This window comes from Roseicyclus persicicus (assembly GCF_012395815.1).
GTDB lineage: Bacteria > Pseudomonadota > Alphaproteobacteria > Rhodobacterales > Rhodobacteraceae > Roseicyclus > Roseicyclus persicicus.
In genome coordinates this window covers 639,789-661,919 of record NZ_JAAZQQ010000002.1, presented here as the reverse complement: position 1 = coordinate 661,919, position 22,131 = coordinate 639,789, and the positions used below count along the sequence as shown (strand labels likewise).

The following is a 22,131-nucleotide window of genomic DNA, read 5'->3' as shown; positions in this document are numbered from 1 at the left end:
GCCGAAAGGATACATCCCATGACTCCCCTGCAGCGACAGTCCGCGGGGCTGATGCTCTGTGCCTCCGCCCTTGCCCTCCTCGCCGTCCAGACCGCGCGCGCCGACAGCTGGCTCGCCTTCGGGGACAGCCTGACCGACACGGGCAACGCCTTCGCCCTGACAGGGGACGCCGTTCCCGATCCGCGCTTCTACGACAACGGCCGCTTCTCCAACGGGCCTCTCTGGTTCGACCGGATCGCCGGCGAACACGGGCTCATGGCCGACCACCTCCTCGGCACGTCCGATCCCACCCAGCACAGCTGGAACTTCGCCGTGGCGGGCGCGACCAGCGGCACAGAGGCCCTCGATCCCGCGACCGCGACACCGCCGGGCCTGCGTGCACAGGTGGACATGGCGCAGGCCCTGATCGGCGCTGGCGCGGTGCAGGCGGGCGCGGACACCACGGCGGTGCTATGGGCCGGGGCCAACGACCACGGGCTCTGGCTGACCGCACCGGGCCGCGATGCGGCGCTGGACGGGCTGGTGGCCGATGCGGTCGCGGCCAACATCGACGCCGCGACGCGCGGGATCGCCGAGGCCGGGGTCGGACGGGTCGCCGTGCTGAACCTGTTCGACTTCTCGCTGGCGCCCACCACCGCCCTCCTGCCTCCAGAGGTCCAGGCCGCGGGCGACGCCATGGTCGCCCGCCACAATGCCGCGCTCCTGAGGCAGGCCGAGGCGGCGGACGTCGACACAGGCGCGCAGGTGCTGCTGGTCGATGTCCACGCCCTCTTCGACGCGATCGCCAGCGACCCGGCCGCCTGGGGCTTTGACACTCTCGCCCCCTGCCTGCCCGACGGCGGTGCCCCCGACTGCACCGCGCCGGGCAGTGCCGAGCGCCGGGTGTTCTGGGACGGCACGCACCTGACCGCGACGGCGCAGGGTCTTGTCGCGGGGATGGTGCAGGGCACGCTGGCAGCGGCCCACGACCTGCCGCGCCTCTCTGGAGAGACCACGGCACTGGCCGCCACGATCGCCGACCGCCACATAGACGACGTCCGTCGGCAGGCCCGCTACGGTGCGCGGGGCGGATGGGTGGAGGCGACCCGGGTCACGCTGACGGCCGGGCGCCAGTCGGGGCAGGTCTCGGGCCTTGCCGGGGGCTGGTCGGACAGCGCGGGCGGGCTGAGCTGGGGCGCGAGCCTTGGATGGGGCTCCGGCGAGACCGGGGGTGGCGCGATCGACGCCGAGGCGTGGACCGCCGCCGCCTACCTGCGGCAGGAGATCGGCTGGCTCGGCCTGACGGCGCAGGTTGGCCTCGGCCATGCCGGCATGGATGTCATGCGCGACACGGGGTTCGGTCCGGCCCCGCGCGCGACGGGTCGGGCGGAGGCCGACACTCGCATGATCGACCTCGGCGCCGACCTCCGCATCGCGGCGGGAGGTGCGACGCTCCTCCTCGATGGCGGCCTGACCTGGGCCGAGACCAGGCGCGATAGCTATGCGGAAGCGGGGGGCGGCCTGATGAACGGCCGGATCGATGGCCAGCGACTGGAAACTCTGTCCGTGCGCCTCGGCGCGACGGCGGCGATGGAGCTCGACGCGGGTCCCCTGCCCCTCAGGGCCTTTGCCCGCGTTGCGTGGGAGGACGTGCTGCTCAGCGACCTGGCCGGTGGCGGCGTCACGCTCGCCTCGGGACAGCGGATCGAGGGCAGCGGTGTTTCCGGGATCGTCGAGGGCACCGAGATCGAACTCGGCTTGTCAGGCCGCGTGGGCGACAACCTCACCGCGCGCGCGTCGTGGTCGCTGTCGCCCTTCGACGACGCGCTGTCGGACGGTCGCGCGGCGGTTTCGCTCGGCTTGCGCTTCTGACACCAACACGGGCGGGGCCGATATTTTGTCAACTAAGTTGACATTTTTCACTCACCCTTGTATCGCGCGCCGGCCAAGGCGGCATCCCGCCCCCTTGCCGAAGGAGTCCCCGCGATGCGCCTGCCCCTCGTCGTCATCCTCGCGACCGTCGCGCTCGACACCATGGCGGTCGGCCTGATCCTGCCTGTCATGCCGGGGCTGATCGGTTCGGTCCGGGGCCTGTCGCTGGCGGATGCCGCCCTCTGGGGCGGGATCCTGTCGGCCGTGTTCGCCGTCAGCCAGTTCGCCTGCGCCCCCGCGCTCGGTGCGCTGTCGGACCGTTTCGGGCGGCGGCCGGTGCTGCTGGTATCCCTCGTCGTGATGGCGGCCGACATGCTCGTCATGGCGCTGGCGCAGGCGATCTGGCTGCTGCTTGTCGCGCGCATCGTCGCAGGCATCGCGGCATCCACCTACGCGACGGCACTGGCCTATGTCGCGGACATCACGCCGGAAGCCCAAAGGGCACGCAGCTTTGGACTCGTCTCGGCGGCGATGGGCGCCGGCGTGGTTCTCGGGCCGGTCGCCGGAGGTCTCCTGGGTGGGATCGACCCGCGCGCCCCGTTCTGGGCCGCTGCCGTGCTGGCGGCCGGGACCGCAGTCTTTGCGTGGATGGCCCTGCCCGAGTCGCTTCCCCTCGACCGTCGTCGGCCCTTCGACCTTCGCCGGGCGAACCCGGTCGGCGCACTCTGGGCCGTCGGGCGGCTGCCGGGCCTTCGCCCGATGATCGCCGTCTTTGCGCTCCTGCAGCTGGTGGGCTTCGTCTACCCCGCCGTCTGGGCCTTCTACGTGGAGGCCACACTTGGCTGGACCGCGGCCACCATCGGGGCCTCGCTGGCGCTCTACGGGACGGTGTTGATACTGGCGCAGACCGGGCTCGTGCCGCTGCTGCTGGCGCGGCTCGGCGAAGTCCGTACGATCCGGGCGGCGATGCTCCTCGGCGTCCTTTGCCTCGTCGGCTACGGATTGGCCGACCGCGCGGCGTTGGTCTGGGCGCTCATCCCCCTCTCTGCGGTCGCCGCTCTTGCGACGCCGGTGCTGCAAGGGCTGATCTCGCGCAGCGTCGGCGCCGACCGGCAGGGCGAAGTGCAGGGCGTCCTCGGGTCGCTCGCCGCGCTGTCCATGATCCTGTCGCCGCTAATCATGACGCAGGCCTTTTTCTGGGGCACAGGACCGGGAGCCGACATCTGGTTGCCGGGCGCACCCTTCCTCGTGGCGGCCAGCATCCTGGGGGTTGCGGTGCTGGTGTTCGTCGGTCTTGTGCAGAAGGCGCAGGGCGGAGGCAGTCCCACACAACAGAGCGATGCGGCCTGATTGCGTCGGTGTGCCGCCCTCAGTCTCCGGCTGCCGCAAGCAAGGGCCGGAGAAACTGCCGGTCGTAGCGGCGGATGCACCGAGTCTCGCGGGCGAAGCGGTACGCCGCGCGACAGTCGGGGTCATCTGCACTCACGGCGCGGTACCGCTCGTAGGCAGCGAGCGAAGGGAAGGAGAACAAGGCGAGCGCGATGTCGTTGGCACCCTCATGCGGCAGGAAATAGCCATGGTGCACGCCTCCAAAGCGAGGCAGGAGGTCGATCCACCTGCGCGCATAGGCTTCGAAGTCCTCAAGCTTGTCGGCATCGACCTCATAGCGCAGGACACAAGTGATCATCGCTGGCTCTTCCCTCCCAGACATCAGCACGGCGAAGGCGCGAGGCCCTCGAGGGTTTCGAGAATCCAGCGCCGCGCGGTCGCCCGGGGCGCTGCCCCGGACCGCTGAGCCACCACGGTGCCCCCGTGCAGGATGAACAAGCCCGGCATGCCGCGAACTCCGAAGCGGGCAGCCTGCCCCGGGCTTTCCTCGACGTCGATCTTCAGGATCCGGATGCGGCCGGCCAGCTCGACTGACAGCTCGTCCAGCACGGCCGTCATCTGGTGACAGGGCGCACACCATGTGGCCGAGAACACCACGAGGACCGGGCCATCGGCCTGCAGCACATCGTTGGCGAAGCTGGCGTCGGTGACGGAGGAAAGAGGCATGAGGATCCTCGCTTTGACATGGGGAGACGGCCCGCGCGCAACGCGACCGGGTCAGTTGGTCAGGGATGGGTGGTGGCCTAGCGGTAGAACCGCCTGCGCGCCTCGCGCTCGATGTCGTAGCGCAGCTGCAGGTTTGTCAGCACGGCCATCGCCTGCTTGCGCGCCGCGGGATCGGTGATGGCTGCCAGCCGAGCGCGCTGGGCGTCCACCTCTTTCTTCAGCTCGAACTCGCGCGGCACGACACCGGCCTGCGCCATGATACGCATGGCGATGCCCACCGCATCCTCGGGCGGCCGTTCGGGCAGCGGCTTGCCCGCCCCTTCGAGGCGATCGAACACCCCGTCGGCCTGGGCCTTCAGGATCTGGCGTTCTGCAAGGTTGTGAGCGGGCATGGTGGTCCTCTATCAGGGGTCAAGGGCGATCCGGAAGCGGGACGCCACGAAGGGACATATTGACAACTGAGTTGTCATATAGTGGGTGCTGCCACCATGGACAAGCGAGATCGCGATCCTGTCGCTCTGTTGTACGAGGGCGTTCAGCTGGTGCGCCCGCTCCTGCGCAACATCACCAAGCGGGTCGAAGCCGACCTCGAGGGGACGGGCGTCAGCGTCGGCCAGAGGGCCATCCTCGAGGCGCTGCTCGGGCTTAGCCGCGCGACGGCACCGCAGCTGACCCGGGCGCTCGATGTGAAGCGGCAATTCGTGGCACGCGAGCTGCAGGATCTGCACGCCCGTGGCCTCGTCGAGCAGACCGGGAACCCCGCCCACAAGACGTCGGCGTTCTACAGCCTCACGCCGGGAAGCCACGCCCTGATCACGGCGATCCGCGCGCGCGAACAGGCCGAGTTCGCCCGCTTCGCCGCAGGCTACGCGCGGGAGGAAATCGAGGCGTTCCATCGCATCATCTCGGCCCTCAACGCGGGCATGAAGACGGATACCCCGGTCGGTGACTGACGCCGGGGCGGCGGCGCTCACCGCGGGTCCTTCAGACCAAGGATCTCGGCTGGACAGTCGACGGAGGCCCCTGGCGGCAGCCCGATATCGCGCCGGATCCTGTCGGGCAGATGCGCGATCGCAAGGGCTCTGCGTCGGCCCTCGGCACGGGCCCGCCAGCGGGCCAGCCCCTGCCGATGAGTCAGCACGCGCCTCGTGGCACGCATGTTGGACATGAAAATCGAACGGAGCATCACCGGCATCCGTCCTCGAAGGATCCCGAAGGACGCGGAAACGGAAGATCCGCGAGGTCACGCAAGCCAAGCCCTCGCAGGTCCGGGTGATCGATCGGGTCAGGCGGAACGAACGGGTCGAAAGGCTTGGCGCGACGCACTGGTCGCAAGGAGCGCAGGACGCGAAGAAACGCGAAGCGGGACATACAGGAACTCCAGAGCAGGAAAGAAGGCCACCGCAGGGAGCCTTGAAGCGGATGTCTATCGCTCGACCGTGCGCGGCGCCTCGTAAGTGTTCGCGCAAGCAATGCTAAATGGTTACTAACGAGAGGGGCTCGGGCCGCGAGATCCATGCGGATTTCGGCTTTTGGACGCCGCGCGGCATGGTAGTCTTTCGAGGACCGGTCCGCTCTCCGCACTGGACGCGTCCCCTTTTCGGCAGTCATGACCCCCAACGATGGCAGGACCCACCTACGCAACTCCGACCGGCGACCAAGCCGCCTGGCGCGACGCGAGCCCGAAGCCCGGGTGCCTGCCGATTGACCTCGTGGCCTTCGTGCAGGGCGGGGTCGCGCCGATCCTCGGCGTGCGGACCCCGGACGGGCGGCCACTGGTTGGTTCGGCCGTCGCCTGCCGGGTGCGCGAGATGCGCGTGCTGCGGGTCTTTGTCGAGCGGCGCCGCCACGAGGCCCTGCTGGGAGCCGTGGCAGCCGGTAGCGCGATCGCCGCGACCTTCTCCCGGGCGCGGGATCACCGATCGATCCAGGTGAAAGCCCCCGCCGCGCAGCTCGGCGACCCGAGCCCCGACGACCTGCCCGAGATCGCGCGCCAATGCGGCCTCCTGCTCGACGAGCTGCTTGAGCTTGGCTACACACGGCCGCAGGCCATCGCCTACACCGCCTTCGACCCCGACGGTCTCGCGGTGGTGGAGTTTATTCCTGAGCGCGCCTTCACCCAGACGCCGGGACCCGGCGCCGGCGCGGAGCTCCGGCGATGAGCGCCTGCGGTCTCAGGGCCCTGCGTGGCGCGATGGAAGGGATCGCGGCCTCGATTCTGTGCACCTGCGACGCCGATGGCCTGCCCAACGTCTCCATGATCAGCCAGGTGCACTGGGTCGACGACGACCACGTCGCGCTGTCCTGGCAGTTCTTCAACAAGACCCGGGCGAACCTGCTGGCGACGGGGCAAGCCTGCGTCGAGCTTTTTGATCCCACGACCCACGCCCGCCACCGCCTGCACCTCGACCATGTCGAGACGCGGACCGAGGGGCCGTTGTTCGAGATGATGAAGGCGCGGCTGGCGGGTATCGCCTCGCACCACGGGCTCGAGGGGGTGTTCCGCCTGCTCGGCGCAGACATCTTCCGCGTCACTGGCATTGAGCTGGTCGCGCCGCCTTCCGCACTCCCCGAGCCGGATCGCCCGCCGCTCCTGTCGAGCCTCCGGGCCTGCATCGACGACCTCGCCCGCTCTCGCGACTTCGACGAGCTGACAGATGCGCTGCTCGACGGCGTGGTCGCGCATCTTCGCATCGCGCATGTCATCCTGCTGATGGCCGAGGGCGACGGGCGGCTCTTCGCCATCGGCTCGCGCGGCTACGCGGCCTCCGGTGCCGGGGCCGAGATCCTGCCGGGCGAGGGTGTGATCGGGGTCGCCGCACGGGAACGGGTGCCGATCCGCATCGGGCATCTCAGCGCCGACTACCGCTACGGTGCGGCGCTGGGGGCCGCCGCGCGGCAGGCGGGACTCCTGGCCGAGGAGCCCTGCGGCGTGCCCTTCCCGGGGCTCGGTGACCCGCACAGCCAGATCGCGGTGCCGATCCTGTCTGGCGGGCGGGTGCTGGGGGTTCTGTTCTGCGAGTCGCCCGAGATCATGCGCTTCGACCACGAGCACGAGGACGCGCTGGTCCTGCTGGCGGGCTACGTCGGCACGATGGCTGTCCTCCTGGGCGAGGACGAGCCGCACCCTGCCGACGCCACCCCCGAGCCAGGCCAGCCACCCGCCTGCACGGTCACCGTTCGTCACTACCCGCGCGATGACAGCGTGTTCCTCGACCACGACTACCTGATCAAGGGAGTCGCGGGGGCGATCCTGTGGCGCCTTCTGCGAGAGCACGCGGCCACCGGGCGCACCGAGTTCTCGACCCGCGAACTGCGCCTCGACCGCAGCCTTCGCCTGCCCGACCATGCCGAAAACCTCGACGCGCGGCTGGTGCTCCTGCGCCGCCGGCTGCAGGATCGCGACGCCTGCCTGCAGATCGAGAAGACGGGGCGCGGCCTGTTCCGCCTCGTCCCGTCCTGCCGCATCGCCCTGCAGGACATGGGTGACGCAACGGCAGCCATGCCAGCCTGACGGCGCCGCCCGGCCCTTAGCATCCTTTTACGATTTCCTGCGCGGAGACTTAGCAAGCCCTCGCCGCGGTCCTGCCCTATCACGCCGCCCAGGCCGCCGGGACGGCCGCCCGGCACTGTGACCGGCGCCGCCCCGACAGCTACGACACCCCCACCCGGCGCGGCGCCCCACGGGCCCGCCCGACGCAGCACCGCAGGGCGGACCGCCGCCTGGAAATGGACCGTCATGGACACTGACACCCTCAAGCGCCGCCTGCGCGGCACCCTCATCACCTCCTTCGATCCCGGCTTCGGCGCCGACAGCGACGCGCTGATCTGGAACGGCCGCAAGCCCCTGCGCCGCGCCCGCCTCATCGTGCGCGCAGCCTCGGCCGCCGACGTGCAGGAGGCCGTCCGCTTCGCCGCGGCCCACGGGCTGACCGTGTCGCCGCGCGGCGGCGGCCACCACTTCACCGGTATCGCGGCGCGGGCCGACATGGTGATCGACCTCGGTGCGCTGGATGCACTGCAGGTCGATGCGGCCGCCCAGACCGCGCGGGTGGAACCCTCGGTAACGAATGCCCGGATGGCGGCCGCGCTGGACGCGCAGGGCCTCGCCTTCCCGCTCGGCCATTGCGGCAGTGTGCCGATGAGCGGCTACCTGCTTGGCGGCGGCGTCGGCTGGAACGGCGGCGCCTGGGGCTTTGCCTGCGGCCGCGTCACCGCCGTGGAGATCGTGCTGGCCGACGGGCGGCTCGTGACCGCCACCGCCACGGAGAACGCCGACCTGTTCTGGGCGGCGCGGGGCGCAGGCCCCGGCTTCTTCGGCATCGTCACCGCCTACCACCTGCGGCTCGCGCCCGCCGCCGGAGCGATCCGCACGGTGATCCGGGTCTACCCCCCGGCGGCGGTCGACGCGGTGTCGGCCTGGGCAGAGGCGGTGATGGCCAAGGCCCCGGCCTCGGTCGAGTTCACCGCCAAGATCGCAGGCACGCCCGGCGGCCCGGTGGTCGCGGCCATCGCGACGGTCTTCGCGGCGGACGAGACCGAGGCGTCCTCGATCCACGACGCCCTGTCCGATGGCGCGCCCGAGGCCCTTCAGGTGATCGGTCCGCTCGCAATGCCCTTCCCGGCGCTCTACGAGGCCACCGACCCCTCGGTGCCCGTAGGCCGGCGCTACCGGGTCGAGTCGGTTTGGTCCGACGCGACCCTCGGCACACTCCTCGGCCGCGCGGTGCAGGGCATGGCGCTGGCCCCCTCGACCGAGAGTTTCGCGGTGATCACCCTGAGGCCCAGGGCGGCGCCGCTGCCCGAGGGGGCGGCCCTGTCGCGCGACGGGCGAATCTTCGGCGTGGTCTACGGGATCTGGACCGAGGCCGAGGACGACGACCGCAACGCGGCCTGGCTCCACGGCCTGATCGACGGGCTCGCGCCGCACTGCACGGGCAGCTACGCCGGGCTCGCCGATCTCGACCGGCCCGGCCCGCGCCTGCCGACCCACGCGCCCGATGCGGCGCTCCGGCTGGCTGCGCTGCGCGCCCGGTTCGACCCCGCGGGCCTCTTCGGCGGCGGCCGTGCCGCCGCACCGATCGCCGCAGAATGATGCGACGCCCGCGCGGGACCCACCGCGCGGGCCACCCTCAAGATCAGGACCTACCCCGATGAAACTGAACACGCTCCTTCTGGCCGCCGTCCTGGCGGCCCCGGCGCCGGCCGTCCTTGCACAAGACGCGGAGCAGATCGCCCGCGGCGCCTATCTCGCCACGATCATGGATTGCGCGGGCTGCCACATGCCCCGGGGCGCCGACGGTGTGCCCCTGTTCGAGGCCGGCCTGTCAGGCGGAACCGTCGGCTTCGAGATCCCCGGCATGGGCATTTTCTGGCCGTCGAACCTGACCCGCGACCCCACGGGCCTCGGCGGCTGGACCGATGACGAGATCGCCACCGCGATCACTGGCGGCCTCCGGCCAGACGGGCGGGTGCTTGCCCCGGCGATGCCGTGGATGTCCTACTCGGCACTTCCGGCCGAGGATCTCGCGGCGTTGGTCGCCTACCTGAGATCGCTCCCCCCTGTCACGGCGCCCCGGCTCGGGCCGGTGCAGGCAGCAGAGGAAGCGCCTGCGCCGTTCTACCGCGTCGTGCTTCCGGCAGGCTGAGCGACCGCGGCGGCGGGTGCGGCTGAGGCTGGACCCGCCCGCCGATCTCGACCTCGTAACCGCCGAGGTCAGCTTGCGCCGCCCTGCAATGCACCTTGCTCAACATACTCGTGGGTCAGAACCGGATAGCCAAGCTCGGTCGTCTCGAAAGTCCGGGCCCGGTGCCAGCCCATGTGATCATAGAACGCGATCGCGCGCGTGTTGAACGCGCGTACCTCGAGGCGTCGTGCCCCAAGCGTCTTCGCCCGTGTGAACAGCAGCCTGCCGATCCCCTCCCCCTGCCGCGACTGCACGACGTGCAGATCCTCGAGCCGGTCACCCTCCACGAGCAGGGCGCCAACGACGGCACCTTCGACCTCGGCCACCTCAATCCGGTCGAGCGCCTCGTCGAGGAAGACAGTGACGGGGTCCCTCGCCCGGAACCGCTCTTCGGCGCCCGGGGGCAGGTGCGGCGCCCAGAAGCTCAGCCAGGACTCCTCGAAGAGCGCGTGGAGCGCGGGGCGATCATCGACCCGGGCTGCCCGGATGACCGTGGTTTGGGGTGCTCCCGCACCGTCCCTGCGTCCAGCCATGCGTTACCTTCCCGTCCGGTTGCCTCGTTCGCACAAACCCCTACCGGGGCCGGAAACTGCGGGCATGGTGGCGCGGGGCCGAGCGGAACGCCATGACAGATACCGATCAGATTCTGCCAAGAGGCACGATGGGCTTGGACATGCAACACGGCCGGGGGCACTGTGGCAGTCATGATTGATCAAGTGTCAGCCTCGGCACCAGAGCCTCGGCGGCCTGCGCTGCGCCGTGTCGGGTTATTCGTCTACGAGGGCATGGCCGCAAGCGACATCCTGTGGGAAGTCGACATGTTCCGCCTTGCCCCGGTGATCGCCGAGGCCGAGGGGCTGGCCTGCCCTCGGTTCGAGACCATGTTGATTGGCCTTGCACAGGGCCCGGTGGCAACATGGGCGGGCTTCCGGATCGTCGCCGACAAGGCCCTGTCCGACGTCAGGGACCGGCTCGACCTGCTCTACCTTGGCAGCGCCGCGCCCGAAAACCAGGCGCGTCTTGCCGAGGACGCCGGGTTCCGGCGCTCCCTCGCCAGCGTGGCGTCGAGTGGTTGCCGCATCGTCGCGGTGGGCTCGTCCGCTCTGATCCTGGCCGAGATCGGCCTGTTGAAGGGACGCCGCGCGACAGTCCACTCGGTAGCGGCCGACACGTTCCGGGCGCAGTTTCCCGACGTGGAGTTCGACCCCGAGCCGCTGTGGGTAGAGGACGGCCCAATCGTGACCACAGCCGGTTCGATGCCGGCGGTGGAGTTCACCCTCGAACTGCTTGAGCGGGAATGCGGGCGCGCCATGTCCTTTGCCATAGCGAAGGCGGGCCTTCTGCCGATGCGGCGTGGCGCGAGCCAGGCCCGGCTATCGGCGGCACTCGTGATGCAGATGGCGGCGAGCGACCGCTTCGACGGCATGCTGCACTGGCTGACCGAGAACCTTCACGTGCAGGTTACCGTCGCCGACCTCGCCGAGCTGGCTGGCATGAGTCCGCGCAACTTCGCGCGGCGCTTCGTCGACCGAACGGGCACGACCCCGGCGCGGTTTCTCGAACTCCTGCGGGCGGAGAGGGCACGGCAGCTTCTGGAAAGCACGAATTTACCGCTGGTGCGGGTCGCCTTACGCTCGGGCCTGCGCGATGAGCAGAGCCTCCGACGCGCACTGGTGAAAACCTATGGCCAAACGCCGAGCAAGTTGCGCCAGGGTCAGCCCCACCCGTCCTGAGACAATGGCAGAATCTGTCGGGTCGTTGTCCTAGGCCCTCCGCCGCGTTTGCCGATAGGCATGCGGCACGAGAGACAGGCGCCGGATCGCGCCCTCCTTACCACCCGGAGACCATACCATGACCCATGTTGCAGCGCATGCTTTCGGCCTCGACCGCGACTCCGCACGACGGACGGCCAAGGCGCTCAAGACCACACAGGCGCTCGTGTTCCTCGGGCTTGGCGGCTGGTGCCTCTTCGCCCCGCAGATGGTCGAGACTCTGTCGCTCAAGCCAGAATTCCATCATCTTAGCGCCACGACGGCGCTGCTGATGGGCTGCTTCGGGGCGCAGGCGGTCCTCTGCGGGTCGCTCATGCTGCTCTGCCGGTTCACGGCCTGGACCTTCCTTGGCTTCGGGCTTCTCGCGTCGATCCCCTTCTTCGTCTTCAACGCCTGGTTCGTCTGGGTGGCCGAGATGTTCACCGCGCTCATGCTGGTGGATTTCGCGGGGAACCTGAGCTTCCTCCTCATCGGCCTCCTCGGATGGCGCCTGATGCGCGACCAACCCGACCCCGTCTGATCCGTCTCGCCACGTCCGTGGCAGCTTCTGATGCCCCGCCCGGCGGCCCCGCGGTCGCCGGCCCGCCCCCGGCTTGCCCCGACCTTCCGTGACCAAGGATACCGACATGATCGAAACCGTCATCACCCGCCGCTTCGGCCTCACGACCCCGATCCTCAACGCCGGCATGGCCATGGTCGCCCGGCCCGACCTCGCCGCCGCGGTCTCGAATGCGGGCGGGCTGGGCATGATCGGCGCCGACGTCGCGCCCGCCGAGGCACTGCGGGCGATGGTCCACGCCGTGCGCGAGCGGACCGACAGGCCCTTCGGCGTGGACCTGCTCGCGCCCATGATCACCGATGCCCATCTCGACGTGCTGGCCGAGGAAAAGGTGGCGCTCTGCGTCGTCTTCTGGGGCAATCCCACCCGGGCCCAGGTTGACCGGATCAAGGCGGGCGGCACCGCCTTCTGGATGCAGGTCGGCTCTGTCGAGGAGGCGCGGGACGCACAGGCGCTCGGCGCCGAGGCCATTATCGTGCAGGGCATGGAAGGGGGCGGGCACAACCGCTCCGTCGCCTCGACCTTCGCGCTGCTGCCCGCGGTCCGCGCGGCCGTCGCGCCGGTTCCTGTCGTCGCGGCGGGCGGCATCACCGACGGCGCCGGCATGGCCGCCGCCCTTGCGCTCGGGGCCGACGCGGTCTGGTGCGGCACGCGGTTTCTCGCAAGCCACGAGAGCGACGCCCATGACGGCTACAAGGCCCGCGTGCTGGCCGCAGGCGTCGGCGACACGCTGTCGACCACCCTGTTCGGCCCCGAGATGCCGCTGCAGCCGATGCGCGTGATCCGCAACGCCGGCACCGACGAATGGGCCGGCCGCGAGGCCGAGGCGATGGCCGCCACCGAGGGCCAGACCGCAGCCACGCTGCAGACCCCTGCGGGGCCTGTCCCGCTGCCCCGCTTCTCGGTCTACCTGCCCACACGCGACGTGGAGGGCGACCTCGACCAGCTCTGCCTCACCGCCGGGCAGAGTGCCGGCACGATCCGCGACCTCAAGCCCGCCGGCGAGATCGTGGCCGAGATGACACGCGACGCCCGGGCCGTCATCGCCGCCCTCGCCCGGCGCGCGGCGGTGCCCGCGACGACGTCCTGACCCCCTCCACCCTGCCTCTCCGGAGACCCTCAAGATGACCGACGAGACACTCCACCGGACCTTTCCGACCCTCGATTTCTCCGAACTGCCCCGCAAGGGAACGCGGCACATCCTTGCGCTCCTGCGCCGCGCCCGTCATGTGCGGGATTACCGGCACCTCGATGGGCTGCCCGACTACCTCCTGAGCGATGTCGGGTTCACCCGGGCCGAGGTCCGGCGCCTTGCGGGAAGGACCCGCGAGTCCACGCCGCCCCTTCAGCCTGGGTTGTCGTGAGGCCGGCCCGATGACCGCGTTCTGGATCGCGCAGGCCCCGGTGACGCTGGCCATGGTGGTCCCCGTGCTGATGTTGCCGGGCCTCGACTTCGCAGCCGTCTTGCGCAGCGTGATGACAGGCGGGCAGCGGGCCGGGATCGTCGCCGCAGCGGGCAGCATGGTCGGGGCCAGCCTCCATGTCTTCGGGGCGGCCTTCGGGGTCGGCCTGCTGGCCGCGGCCCTGCCCGGGGTCGAGACCGTGCTCCGGTTCCTCGGCGCAGCGATCCTGTGGCTCTTCGCCTTTCGCATCCTCCGGGCCGCGATGCTGCCCGCCGAGAGCGCAGCCCCGCAGACCGCCCCCGCCAGCCGGCGCGGCGCCTTTGCCGAGGGGATGGTCGCGGCGGCCCTGAACCCCAAGACTCCGGTCTTCTTCGCGGCCGTGTTCAGCGCGGGCGGGATCGGCATGGCGACCGTCGGCGACCGTGTCGCCCTCGCGGCGGTGATCTGCGGTCTGCACTTCCTGTGGTTCGCGCTGGTCGCCCATCTCGGCAGCCGGCTCCAGGCCCGCCCCGTCGGAGCCACGGCGGTGCGTGTCGTATCCGTTGCCCTGGCCTGCCTGCTGTTCGGGGCCGGCGTCGCGGCGCTGGCCGTCTGACCCCGTGATCGAAAGGAACCTCCCATGACCAACACATCCAAGACCGGCCTCGGCGCGAGGTTCCCGATGCTCTCCGGCCAGGATGACGACGCCTGGGCACGGCACACCCACCCGCTCAGCGTCTGGACACGCATCGGGCTCGGGTTGCCGGTCCTCATCCTCGCCGGCTGGTCGCGGGTCTGGATCGGGCCGTGGTGGCTCTTGGCGATGGCGGCAGCCGTCCTGTTCCTCTGGCTGAACCCGAGGATGACGCCGGTGCCCCGGTCGACGGACAACTGGGGCGCCCGGGCCGTCCTCGGGGAACGGCGCTGGGTGCGGACGCGCCGGTCGGACCTGCCGCCCTGGCACCGGACAGTCCCGCTTGTCCTTGCCCTCGGGTCGGCCTGCGGGCATGTCGCCGTCCTCTACGGGGTCGTGGTCCTCGACCCATACTGGACGGCCCTTGGCTACGCCACTGGCATGCTCTGCAAACTGTGGTACCTCGACCGCATGGTCTGGCTCGACCGCGACATGGCACAGAACCCCGATGCCTGAGGCCCGTTTCCCTCCCGTGCTGCTGCTCCATGGCGTCTGCTCGACCGGCGAGACGATGGGCGTGCTGGTCGAGGCCTTCCGAGCCCGCGGATGCATCGTCCGGGCGCCGACGCTTGCGCGGCCTCTCAGGACCGACGTCGGCGCACTCGACGGCGGCCTTGCGAGGCTGGGGCTGCGGAGCCTGCTTGCGGAGGCGCGCCGCCACGCCGAGGCCGTTACCGAAGGCTTAGGCAGAAAGCCCCTTGTCGTGGGGCATTCGAACGGCGCGCTCCTGGCGCTTGCCATCGCCGCGCTGGGAGAGGCGGAGGCGGTCGGTCTCGTCGCCCCGGCGCCACCGGCCTCGGTGCCCGGTGCGCCCCTCTGGCTGCGCAAGATGATCTTCACGCGCGTCTTCGGCACAGGCTGGGGGACGCGCGCCATCCGGTTTCGCCCCCGCTGGCCGTTCGTCAGCGACGCGCCCGGCCCCGAGCTTTCGAAGACCCTCTGCCCGGACAGCGGCCCGGCCATGCTCGAGGTGATTTCCCCCGTCCATGGGGGTCCGTTCGATCCTGCGCCTCCGCTCCCCTGCCCGGCCGTCGTCGTTGCGGGATCAAGGGACAGGCTGATCCCTGCGCCCCTGACGCGAAGCCTGGCGCGACGGTTCGGGGCGGCCCACCACACGATCGACGGCGCCGGCCACTGGCTCATCGGAGACGAGGCGCACGCACACGCCATCTGCTCCGCCCTCCTCCATTCCTGTACCCCGAAAGGCATGACGCGATGACCGCTGCCCCCCTGTTCCGCTCGCCGCAGGCCCACCTCGAGATCGAGGGCGTCTTCATCCCGTACCGCAGCGTGGGCGAAGGACCGCCAGTGCTGCTGGCGCATGGTGTGCTCGGTGACCTGCGCAGCCTCGCCCCGGTGGCGACGGAGCTGTCCGACACCGTCGAGGCGATCACGGTGACCCTGCCCGCCCTTCTGGCCGACAGGCGCCCGACGCGGCCCTTCGGGACGGCGGGCCAGCGCGATGACCTCATCGATCTCATCTGGTCGCTGGGCCGAGGCCCCGTGCATCTCGTCGCCTGGTCCTTCTCTGCGCATTCCGCGATGGCCGTGGCCATCGACCGACCCGAGCTCGTGCGGAGCCTGTTTCTCTACGAACCGGGCTTTCCCACCTTCGTCGCCGACGCGACCGACCGCGACGCCGTTGCGTCCGACATGCGTGCGGCCTTCGCCCCGGTGGAAACGGCATTCGGGCGGGGCGACTCGGACACGGCCGTGCGACTGGCCATCGACGCCGCCGCCCGGAGCCCCGGCCATTGCGACGCCCAGCCCGAGGCGATCCGGGCGATCTACACTGACACCGCGCCGACGCTTGCGGCGATCTTCGGGCAGACACCGCCGATCCCGCTCGGCCCCGAAGATCTCGCCCGGATCCGCTGCCCGGTGACGATCGCCCGCGGGGCCGGGACGCGAGACTGCTACGCCATCGTCTCGGACGCGGCCGCACGCCTCGTGCCGGGGGCCGCGCACATCGTCGTCGCGGGAGCCGGTCACCTCCTGCCCGAGCAGGACCCGGCGCGCTTCGGCGCCCTGCTGCGGGCGCATCTTCTGTCCGCGAAGGGACAGGCGGGCCCCAAATCCCGCCGTGCCGACATGGAGGTCGCCCGATGACATGCGATGGACGTCGGATCCTCCGATGGCACGCGGGTTTCTTGATGGCGCTGACCCCGCTCCTGACCGTCGCCACCTATGTCGGTCTCTTCGCGGGCGTGGGGCCGTACGGCGGGCTCGCGGAGAACCCCATGGCCGTCGCGGGCCTTGTGCAGGCCTACCCGCTGATGGGTCTGGTCGCGGTGGCGATGTGGATGGGGTCGCACGGCCCGGCCCCGAAGCACTTCAGCGGTCTCGCCATTGCTGCCCATTGCGTTCCGCTGTCGGCCCTCGCGATCCTCTGGCAGCCGATCATGGACAGCGCGATTGCCCCGGCGATCCCGCTCAGTTTCCTGATCCACGGCGGTGGCATAACAGCGGAGCTGTGTTCGCTGCTGCTGGTGCCCGGCGCGCCGACTCGGGATAAGGAGCCGTGATGGCCAAGTACGACGCGGATCGAGAGGCCAGCACTGGCGCAGTGAACTGAAGCCGTCCCGCCCTCTGTCAAATGCGGTGTAACGTCCTGCTGGGGGGCACGCGACCGCGATGTTGCTTGGCATGCGAAGGTGGAGGCGTCATACGCGCGGCCTTCGTGGCGGCAGAGGCGGTCGCGGCGACGCGCGCCTTGCCGGGCGACCTCGACCTCATGCGCGTGGACGCCACCACCCCCGCCGAGGCGCTCCGCGCGCTCGACGCCCTGACCCGGGCCTGCGAGGTCCTGTCGCCCCTCGGTGCCTTCCTGCGCGGGGCGGAGCGGCCGTCGGCCTTCCTCTTCGCGCGCGACCGGACGGGGGCCGCCGTCGGGGCAGCGGGCGCGGTGGCCGCGGCACACCCGGACCACCCGCGCGCCCGCCGGGCCTGGTGGGGCATGCTGGCCACCACACCCGACCGCCGCGGCGAGGGCATCGCGCAGGTGCTCGGCGCCCTCTCCCTCCTGGCGATCCGCGACACGAGGCGGGTCGACGAGGTCTTCACCGGCATCCGCGAAGGCAACACCGCGTCCGAGGCGATCTGCACGCGCCTCGGCCTCGCCCCCACCGACGAACGCGACCTCATCGCGGTGGACCTGCAGGTCCTGGGGGCCGGGCGGATCACCAAGTAGGCGAGCGACTAGAAAGACCACGAGGGTCGGGGGGGGGGGGCTCGGGCTGCGAGAGAGAAACAAGGGAAAGGGATTATCAGTCACAATTTTGCCAAGCTTCATTGCTCAGACGCGATGAATGTCGATGAAGCGAGCGGAGTTGCTGACATGAGTTCAGGGGCAATGAAAGCCAAGACTGCCAGATCCAGGAAGTCGGCAAAAGATCCGGAGAAACAGGGACGCTCGAAACCCAGCACGTCCGACATTTGTTCTGCAAAACGCAGGATTAATCATTTTATTGCTGAAGGGTTCCTCGACCGCAGTGAGGATTGGCTGAAGGCGTGGTACCGATACGATCTCAAGTATTCCGAGTCTTCACCTTCACACGTCACCATTCCGCGAAAGAACCTGGCGCCGCTGCTCGATGAGGCAAGACGGAATCGGGATGTCTACGACCTTGTGGAGCACATAGTGAATTCCAAGCGCGCGGCCGACATCGATCTTACCGAGCCGCTCGCAAGCTTTCAGGTTGATGTGGAAGCAGGGCGAATTGTCCGTCCAAAGGGATCGCGCGGGCGCCCGAACAACTGGGGCCGAGACTTCATCATTCTGAATGTGCTCGACTTCATGACATTGGGTGACCCTGATGACAGAAAGACATGGCGGCGCCTCACGGCCAACCGTGAGCTAAAAGGCACCAAGAACATTTCCGAGTCAGCCAGTGAAGTCGTCTTTCTTGCGCTACCCCATACAAAAATCGGCCATGTTGCCCGCAGGGTGATCGAAAAACTCACGGAAGAGGATCGCAAACGCAAGGAGCACGACGAGGCTCGTTCGCTGTATCTGGTCGGCCTGCTTGACGACCTCGACGATCTGGACCGGGTCTGAACGCCCTCGCCCCATTTGTTTGGGACGATCGTGATCCGACAGGATGGCATTGAGAGGAAGCCCAATAACAGGGGATGCCTCGAAATGAAGAACCAGACCAAAGCCAACGACAACACCTCCTCCAAAGGCAATACCTGGCCGAACTCGGCGTACCTGCGGCCCGCCGAGGCCGCCCAATACACTGCGCACTCCGAGTCGACCCTTGCGAAGCTCCGTATGCGGCACCTGCGCGAGCGCGGGCCGGTCTTCATCAAGCGCGGCGGTGTCGTCCTCTATCGCCGCGCCGACCTGGACACCTGGCTCGCCAGCTTTCTCGTCGAATAGCGACGGCGACGCACCAAGGCGTTGCCAGCAACCACGGCCCCGCGCGGGCCTACGCGTTCAATCCAAGGCAATCAAAATGGACAAGCGCCGAATCATCGACACCACGCGCGTCGTCCTCTCGGTCGGGCGCCCGAGCAGCGCGGGCACCGGCCTGGGCAAGGTCGAGCAGGTCACATGGACCCTCAAGAAGCTGCGCGAGAAATTCGCGGAGCCTCTGGTCGATGTGAACACGCCCTACTCGAAATACCTCAAGCTGTCCAAGATCGCGAAGGACCGGGAGCACCCCAAGCACAAGGAGGCCGCCGACGCGATCCTGAACCTCAAGATGATGGCGGGCAACTGGACCGCCGCGCGCTACAAGGGCAAGAGCCGCAAGGCCGGTGATCTCGTCGCCAAGACGATGATCGTGCTCGACATCGACCACGCGAACCCGGACCAGGTGGCCGAAATCCGCGATGGCCTGACGCCGATCAGCCGGTTCTACTGGCTCGCCCACACCTCCCGGTCCCACGCGCCGGAGAAGCCGAAATTCCGCATGGCGTTCCCGGTCTCGCGCGAGATGACCGCCGACGAGGCCCACGCGATCCTGCGCCACCTCGCGACCGAACTGCTGGACGACCCGGAGGTATCCATCGAGATCGTGGACCTCGTGTCCTTCCGCCCGAACCAGACGATGTTCATGCCGTCGATCTCCAAGGGCCAGGACTACTGGTGGGACGAGAACCTGGCGGGCGAAATCCTTGACGTGGACAGCTACCTCGCCGAGCACCCCGGCTGGGAGAATTTCGAGACGCTGCCCTACCAGGTCGGCGAGAAGAAGCAGGGCCTCAAGGACCCGGCGAAGAAGATGGAGAACCCGCTGGAAAAGGCTGGGCCTATCGGAGCCTTCTGCCGGGTCTACTCGGTGCCTGACGCCATTGAGACCTTCCTGTCCGACATCTACGAACCCAGCCCGAACGCCAGCGACGAGCGTTACACCTTCATCCGCGGCACGTCCCACAACGGCGTGATAGTCTACGATGGCGGCCTGTTCGCCCTCTCGATGCACGGCTCCGATCCGGCCTCGGGGATGCACAACGCCTTCGATCTGGTCCGCATCCACAAGTTCGGCCACCTGGACGAGAACGTCCACGGGAACACCTCACCCGCCAACATGCCCAGCTTCAAGGCGATGGTCGAGTTCTGCCGGAAGGACCCGCAGGTCGTCGCCGAGGAGTTCGCCCACAACGGGGCCATGCTGGACGACCTCGATGACGAGGACGAGGACGAGGACAATGACGATGGCTCCCTGGAGTCGGGCGATCCCGTTGCCGACATGCTGGACGACCTCGATGACGGGGACGACGACCTCGACGCCATGATCGGCGACGCCAACCCCCCGAAGAAGGATGGGAAGCGGGACAAGAAGAAGGCCGACAACGAATGGCTCGCTACGCTCATCCGCAAGGCGAACGGCGACGTAGACCCGGTGTCCGCCTACAACGCCACGCAGGTCTGCCGACACCACCCGGCGCTCAAGGGCAAGATCGGGTTCAACGAGTTCACCGAGGACCCGGTGTGTCTCGCGCCTCTGGTCTGGAAAAAGGTCGGGCTGCCGCAGCCCGCCGTGATCCGCAAGCTGGGCAAGGTGGGCCGGAAATGGGCGGAGGAGGACGACCAGGCGATCAAGCTGCTCTGCTCCGCCCCGCTCTCTCAGGGCGGCCTGGAGGCGGATTTCTCGAAGGACAACATCCAGATCGCGGTCATCTCCGCGGCGCACGATAACCGCATCCACCCGGTCAAGGAGATGATCTACGACTGGTATGAGGAGTGGAAGGCGAACGGTAGCCCCAGGGGCGAACTGGAGCGCCTGGTGATCGACTACCTGGGCTGCCCGGACACCCCGTTTCACCGGCAGTCCGCGGTCCTGTTCCTCGTCGCCTCCATCGCCCGCATCTTCGATCCGGGCTGCAAGTTCGACGTGATGGCCGTGATCCAGGGTGCGACCGGCTCGCGGAAATCAACCTTCTGGAAAACGCTTTACCCCGGTTACTGCACCGAGTTGAAGGTGGACCTCAAGGACACCGGCAGGCTCATCGAGGCCCAGCGCGGCTGGTGGGCGCTGGAGATGGCCGAGATGGTTCAAGCCAATCGCGCCGACAACGAAACCCTCAAAGCCGAACTCTCGTCGGCTGGGGATCAACACCGGCTGGCCTACGCCCGGCGGGAGACCTTCTGGTATCGGCGGAACGTGTTCGTCGGCACCGCCAACACCAAGGACTTTCTGAAAGACCCGACCTCGGTGCGACGCTTCTGGATTTGGGAGACCACCAAGGACCTCCTCAATCCCATCGACACCGAGCGGCTGGCTCGGCGCCTCCCGTTCCTCTGGGGCGAAGCTTTCCAGGTCTACCTCGACATGCGCAAAGCCCAGCCCCACGGCGACCTGTTCCTCGATCTGCGCGATCCCGAGGCCATCGCCGAGCAGCAGAGGATCGCTGAGGGCAACCGGAAGCAGACCGTGGCCGAGGAGATCGCCGAGGCGATCCAGGAGTGGGTGGACCTGCCGGTCCCGGCCAGCAAGGCGTGTGTGAAAGAGTGGGACGAGCCGCTGCCCGGCTACGAGGAATACGTCGAGGCCGATGCGCCGATGGTCCGCAACATGGTCACGGCTCAGATGGCGTTCGAGGCCCTGGCCGACACGCCCATCTTCCGGCGCTTCCGCAACATCCGGGTCAACCATTTCGGCCAAGCCCTCTCGCACCTCGACGGCTGGCGCGAACTCGGCAAGGTCCGCCGCCACAACATGCCGAGGGCAGTCTGGTTCTGCCGCGCGGGGGACGGACCGCTCTGGGTGCCCGCACCCGAGGAGCCGGAGGACGACGACATCGAGGACATGATTTCCTGACCACCCACCACAGCGGGGAGAGAACCATGCTGAGATTCAAGAACGAGGGCGGAGCGTTGTCTGGGTGAACCCGGACCACATCGTCACTGTCTCGGAGGAGGACGAGGAGACGACCTGCCTTGTCCTGTCCATCGACCGGGAGGGCGATGGCCCCCTGCGGGTCAAGAGAACGGGGTGCGAGGTGGCCGACATGGCGCTTGACGCTTGGAAGCTGCGGACCTGTGTCCGACTCTCCCGCAGTCTACAAATCGGTGAAACCCGGCCCTCGCGGTCGGGTTTTCTCGTTTCCGGGGGTCTGAACCGGGCGGGTGTCGGCAGCCCGGCTGGCTCTCCGTGGCGCTTCGCGCGGGCTGCCCGACGACCGGATTTTCGCTCGCCGCGGTGCAGCGTTCGGAATTTTCGCCGGAAGCGGGGGTGGTCCGATGGCGGTCCGATGGCGGCCCAAAAACCATCGGACCAACAAAAAGCGTTTACTTTCCGTGGTTTATGCCCTGTTGGTCCGGTGGTCCGATGATTTCTCTAGATAGGCTGCGAAAAGGGGAATAATTTGATTCTTTGGACTCTCCGCTTGTAGACCACCCTGTTTTCTGCATCTTTTCTGTATTTCTCTCCCTAGAGTCTCAACATTTATCGGACCATCGGACCAGAAGCCGAAAAACCTAATAGGAACAAAGCCGTAAGCTGGTCCGATGATTTCTGAAGCCATCGGACCGCATCGGACCATCGGACCGCCCCGCCCAGGGCACATGCTCTCCTGCTGCACCGCAGAAAAATCGGCAGCCCGATCTCCCGACCACCCTGCTGCATCGCAGCGCCAGGCCGCCCATCGAGCGGCCACCGGGAAGCCTGGCAGCCCGGCTCCA

24 protein-coding genes are annotated in these 22,131 nt (G+C 68.8%); 20 read left to right on the top strand and 4 right to left on the bottom strand.

The features are described from left to right. Nucleotides 1-18 precede the first annotated feature (18 nt). Both HCU73_RS08595 and HCU73_RS08590 read left to right on the top strand, forming a co-directional pair. Nucleotides 19-1,851: an SGNH/GDSL hydrolase family protein gene (locus HCU73_RS08595; RefSeq protein WP_168623004.1), complete on the top strand. Its 1,833-nt coding sequence runs from the start codon at nt 19-21 to the stop codon at nt 1,849-1,851. A 114-nt stretch (nt 1,852-1,965) separates the two neighbouring features. After that, the gene (locus tag HCU73_RS08590) at nt 1,966-3,201 is read left to right on the top strand and encodes an MFS transporter (protein WP_168623003.1); all 1,236 of its coding nucleotides are present in this window, start codon (nt 1,966-1,968) and stop codon (nt 3,199-3,201) included. A gap of 19 nt (nt 3,202-3,220) precedes the next feature. On the opposite strand, the gene HCU73_RS08585 is transcribed toward HCU73_RS08590, so the two are convergent. The 3 genes from HCU73_RS08585 to HCU73_RS08575 all read right to left on the bottom strand — a co-directional run bounded on the left by HCU73_RS08585 (nt 3,221) and on the right by HCU73_RS08575 (nt 4,298). Next, a complete protein-coding gene (locus tag HCU73_RS08585; RefSeq protein ID WP_168623002.1) occupies nt 3,221-3,538 on the bottom strand; it encodes an NIPSNAP family protein in 318 nt (105 codons plus the stop codon). A gap of 23 nt (nt 3,539-3,561) precedes the next feature. Then, nucleotides 3,562-3,906: a thioredoxin family protein gene (locus tag HCU73_RS08580; RefSeq protein WP_168623001.1), complete on the bottom strand. Its 345-nt coding sequence runs from the start codon at nt 3,904-3,906 to the stop codon at nt 3,562-3,564. A 77-nt stretch (nt 3,907-3,983) separates the two neighbouring features. Then, nucleotides 3,984-4,298 carry a DnaJ family domain-containing protein gene (locus tag HCU73_RS08575; RefSeq protein WP_168623000.1) on the bottom strand — a complete coding sequence of 105 codons (315 nt, stop codon included), beginning with the start codon at nt 4,296-4,298 and terminating at the stop codon, nt 3,984-3,986. 96 nt (nt 4,299-4,394) lie between these two features. Here HCU73_RS08575 and HCU73_RS08570 point away from each other — a divergent pair, with 96 nt between their 5' ends. The 5 genes from HCU73_RS08570 to HCU73_RS08550 all read left to right on the top strand — a co-directional run bounded on the left by HCU73_RS08570 (nt 4,395) and on the right by HCU73_RS08550 (nt 9,554). Then, nucleotides 4,395-4,859, top strand: a complete 465-nt coding sequence (locus HCU73_RS08570; RefSeq protein WP_168622999.1) for a MarR family winged helix-turn-helix transcriptional regulator — start codon at nt 4,395-4,397, stop codon at nt 4,857-4,859. A 669-nt stretch (nt 4,860-5,528) separates the two neighbouring features. Next, the gene (locus HCU73_RS08565; RefSeq protein WP_168622998.1) at nt 5,529-6,068 is read left to right on the top strand and encodes a hypothetical protein; all 540 of its coding nucleotides are present in this window, start codon (nt 5,529-5,531) and stop codon (nt 6,066-6,068) included. Next, entirely contained in the window at nt 6,065-7,420 is a 1,356-nt protein-coding gene (locus tag HCU73_RS08560; protein ID WP_168622997.1) for a GAF domain-containing protein, read from the top strand. The genes HCU73_RS08565 and HCU73_RS08560 overlap by 4 nt, the downstream gene beginning before the upstream one ends. Nucleotides 7,421-7,645: 225 nt before the next feature. Continuing rightward, nucleotides 7,646-9,001: an FAD-binding oxidoreductase gene (locus tag HCU73_RS08555; protein ID WP_168622996.1), complete on the top strand. Its 1,356-nt coding sequence runs from the start codon at nt 7,646-7,648 to the stop codon at nt 8,999-9,001. A 58-nt stretch (nt 9,002-9,059) separates the two neighbouring features. Further along, entirely contained in the window at nt 9,060-9,554 is a 495-nt protein-coding gene (locus tag HCU73_RS08550; RefSeq protein ID WP_168622995.1) for a c-type cytochrome, read from the top strand. Between the two features lie 68 nt (nt 9,555-9,622). Here HCU73_RS08550 and HCU73_RS08545 read toward each other — a convergent pair whose 3' ends face one another. Beyond that, the gene (locus HCU73_RS08545; protein ID WP_168622994.1) at nt 9,623-10,126 is read right to left on the bottom strand and encodes a GNAT family N-acetyltransferase; all 504 of its coding nucleotides are present in this window, start codon (nt 10,124-10,126) and stop codon (nt 9,623-9,625) included. A 252-nt stretch (nt 10,127-10,378) separates the two neighbouring features. Between HCU73_RS08545 and HCU73_RS08540 the strand changes: the two genes are divergently transcribed. The 13 genes from HCU73_RS08540 to HCU73_RS08480 all read left to right on the top strand — a co-directional run bounded on the left by HCU73_RS08540 (nt 10,379) and on the right by HCU73_RS08480 (nt 21,268). Then, nucleotides 10,379-11,326, top strand: a complete 948-nt coding sequence (locus HCU73_RS08540; RefSeq protein WP_168622993.1) for a helix-turn-helix domain-containing protein — start codon at nt 10,379-10,381, stop codon at nt 11,324-11,326. A gap of 118 nt (nt 11,327-11,444) precedes the next feature. After that, complete coding sequence (locus HCU73_RS08535) at nt 11,445-11,885, top strand: hypothetical protein (RefSeq protein ID WP_168622992.1); 441 nt, start codon at nt 11,445-11,447, stop codon at nt 11,883-11,885. A gap of 106 nt (nt 11,886-11,991) precedes the next feature. Further along, entirely contained in the window at nt 11,992-13,014 is a 1,023-nt protein-coding gene (locus HCU73_RS08530) for an NAD(P)H-dependent flavin oxidoreductase (protein ID WP_168623262.1), read from the top strand. A gap of 34 nt (nt 13,015-13,048) precedes the next feature. Beyond that, nucleotides 13,049-13,288, top strand: coding sequence for a YjiS-like domain-containing protein (locus tag HCU73_RS08525; RefSeq protein ID WP_168622991.1), 240 nt, complete (start codon nt 13,049-13,051; stop codon nt 13,286-13,288). 10 nt (nt 13,289-13,298) lie between these two features. Beyond that, nucleotides 13,299-13,922: a LysE family translocator gene (locus tag HCU73_RS08520; protein ID WP_168622990.1), complete on the top strand. Its 624-nt coding sequence runs from the start codon at nt 13,299-13,301 to the stop codon at nt 13,920-13,922. A gap of 24 nt (nt 13,923-13,946) precedes the next feature. After that, a complete protein-coding gene (locus tag HCU73_RS08515; RefSeq protein WP_210730540.1) occupies nt 13,947-14,456 on the top strand; it encodes a DUF6653 family protein in 510 nt (169 codons plus the stop codon). Continuing rightward, the gene (locus HCU73_RS08510) at nt 14,449-15,219 is read left to right on the top strand and encodes an alpha/beta hydrolase (RefSeq protein ID WP_210730539.1); all 771 of its coding nucleotides are present in this window, start codon (nt 14,449-14,451) and stop codon (nt 15,217-15,219) included. Before HCU73_RS08515 ends, HCU73_RS08510 begins: the two co-directional genes overlap by 8 nt. Beyond that, a complete protein-coding gene (locus HCU73_RS08505) occupies nt 15,216-16,109 on the top strand; it encodes an alpha/beta fold hydrolase (RefSeq protein WP_168622988.1) in 894 nt (297 codons plus the stop codon). The genes HCU73_RS08510 and HCU73_RS08505 overlap by 4 nt, the downstream gene beginning before the upstream one ends. Before the next feature lie 44 nt (nt 16,110-16,153). Further along, nucleotides 16,154-16,525: a hypothetical protein gene (locus tag HCU73_RS08500; RefSeq protein WP_168622987.1), complete on the top strand. Its 372-nt coding sequence runs from the start codon at nt 16,154-16,156 to the stop codon at nt 16,523-16,525. Between the two features lie 155 nt (nt 16,526-16,680). Further along, nucleotides 16,681-17,190 carry a hypothetical protein gene (locus HCU73_RS08495; RefSeq protein WP_168622986.1) on the top strand — a complete coding sequence of 170 codons (510 nt, stop codon included), beginning with the start codon at nt 16,681-16,683 and terminating at the stop codon, nt 17,188-17,190. A 114-nt stretch (nt 17,191-17,304) separates the two neighbouring features. Continuing rightward, nucleotides 17,305-18,057: a hypothetical protein gene (locus HCU73_RS08490; protein ID WP_168622985.1), complete on the top strand. Its 753-nt coding sequence runs from the start codon at nt 17,305-17,307 to the stop codon at nt 18,055-18,057. 84 nt (nt 18,058-18,141) lie between these two features. Further along, complete coding sequence (locus tag HCU73_RS08485; protein ID WP_168622984.1) at nt 18,142-18,381, top strand: helix-turn-helix transcriptional regulator; 240 nt, start codon at nt 18,142-18,144, stop codon at nt 18,379-18,381. A 76-nt stretch (nt 18,382-18,457) separates the two neighbouring features. Next, nucleotides 18,458-21,268, top strand: coding sequence for a VapE domain-containing protein (locus HCU73_RS08480; RefSeq protein ID WP_168622983.1), 2,811 nt, complete (start codon nt 18,458-18,460; stop codon nt 21,266-21,268). The last annotated feature ends 863 nt before the right edge of the window (nt 21,269-22,131 follow it).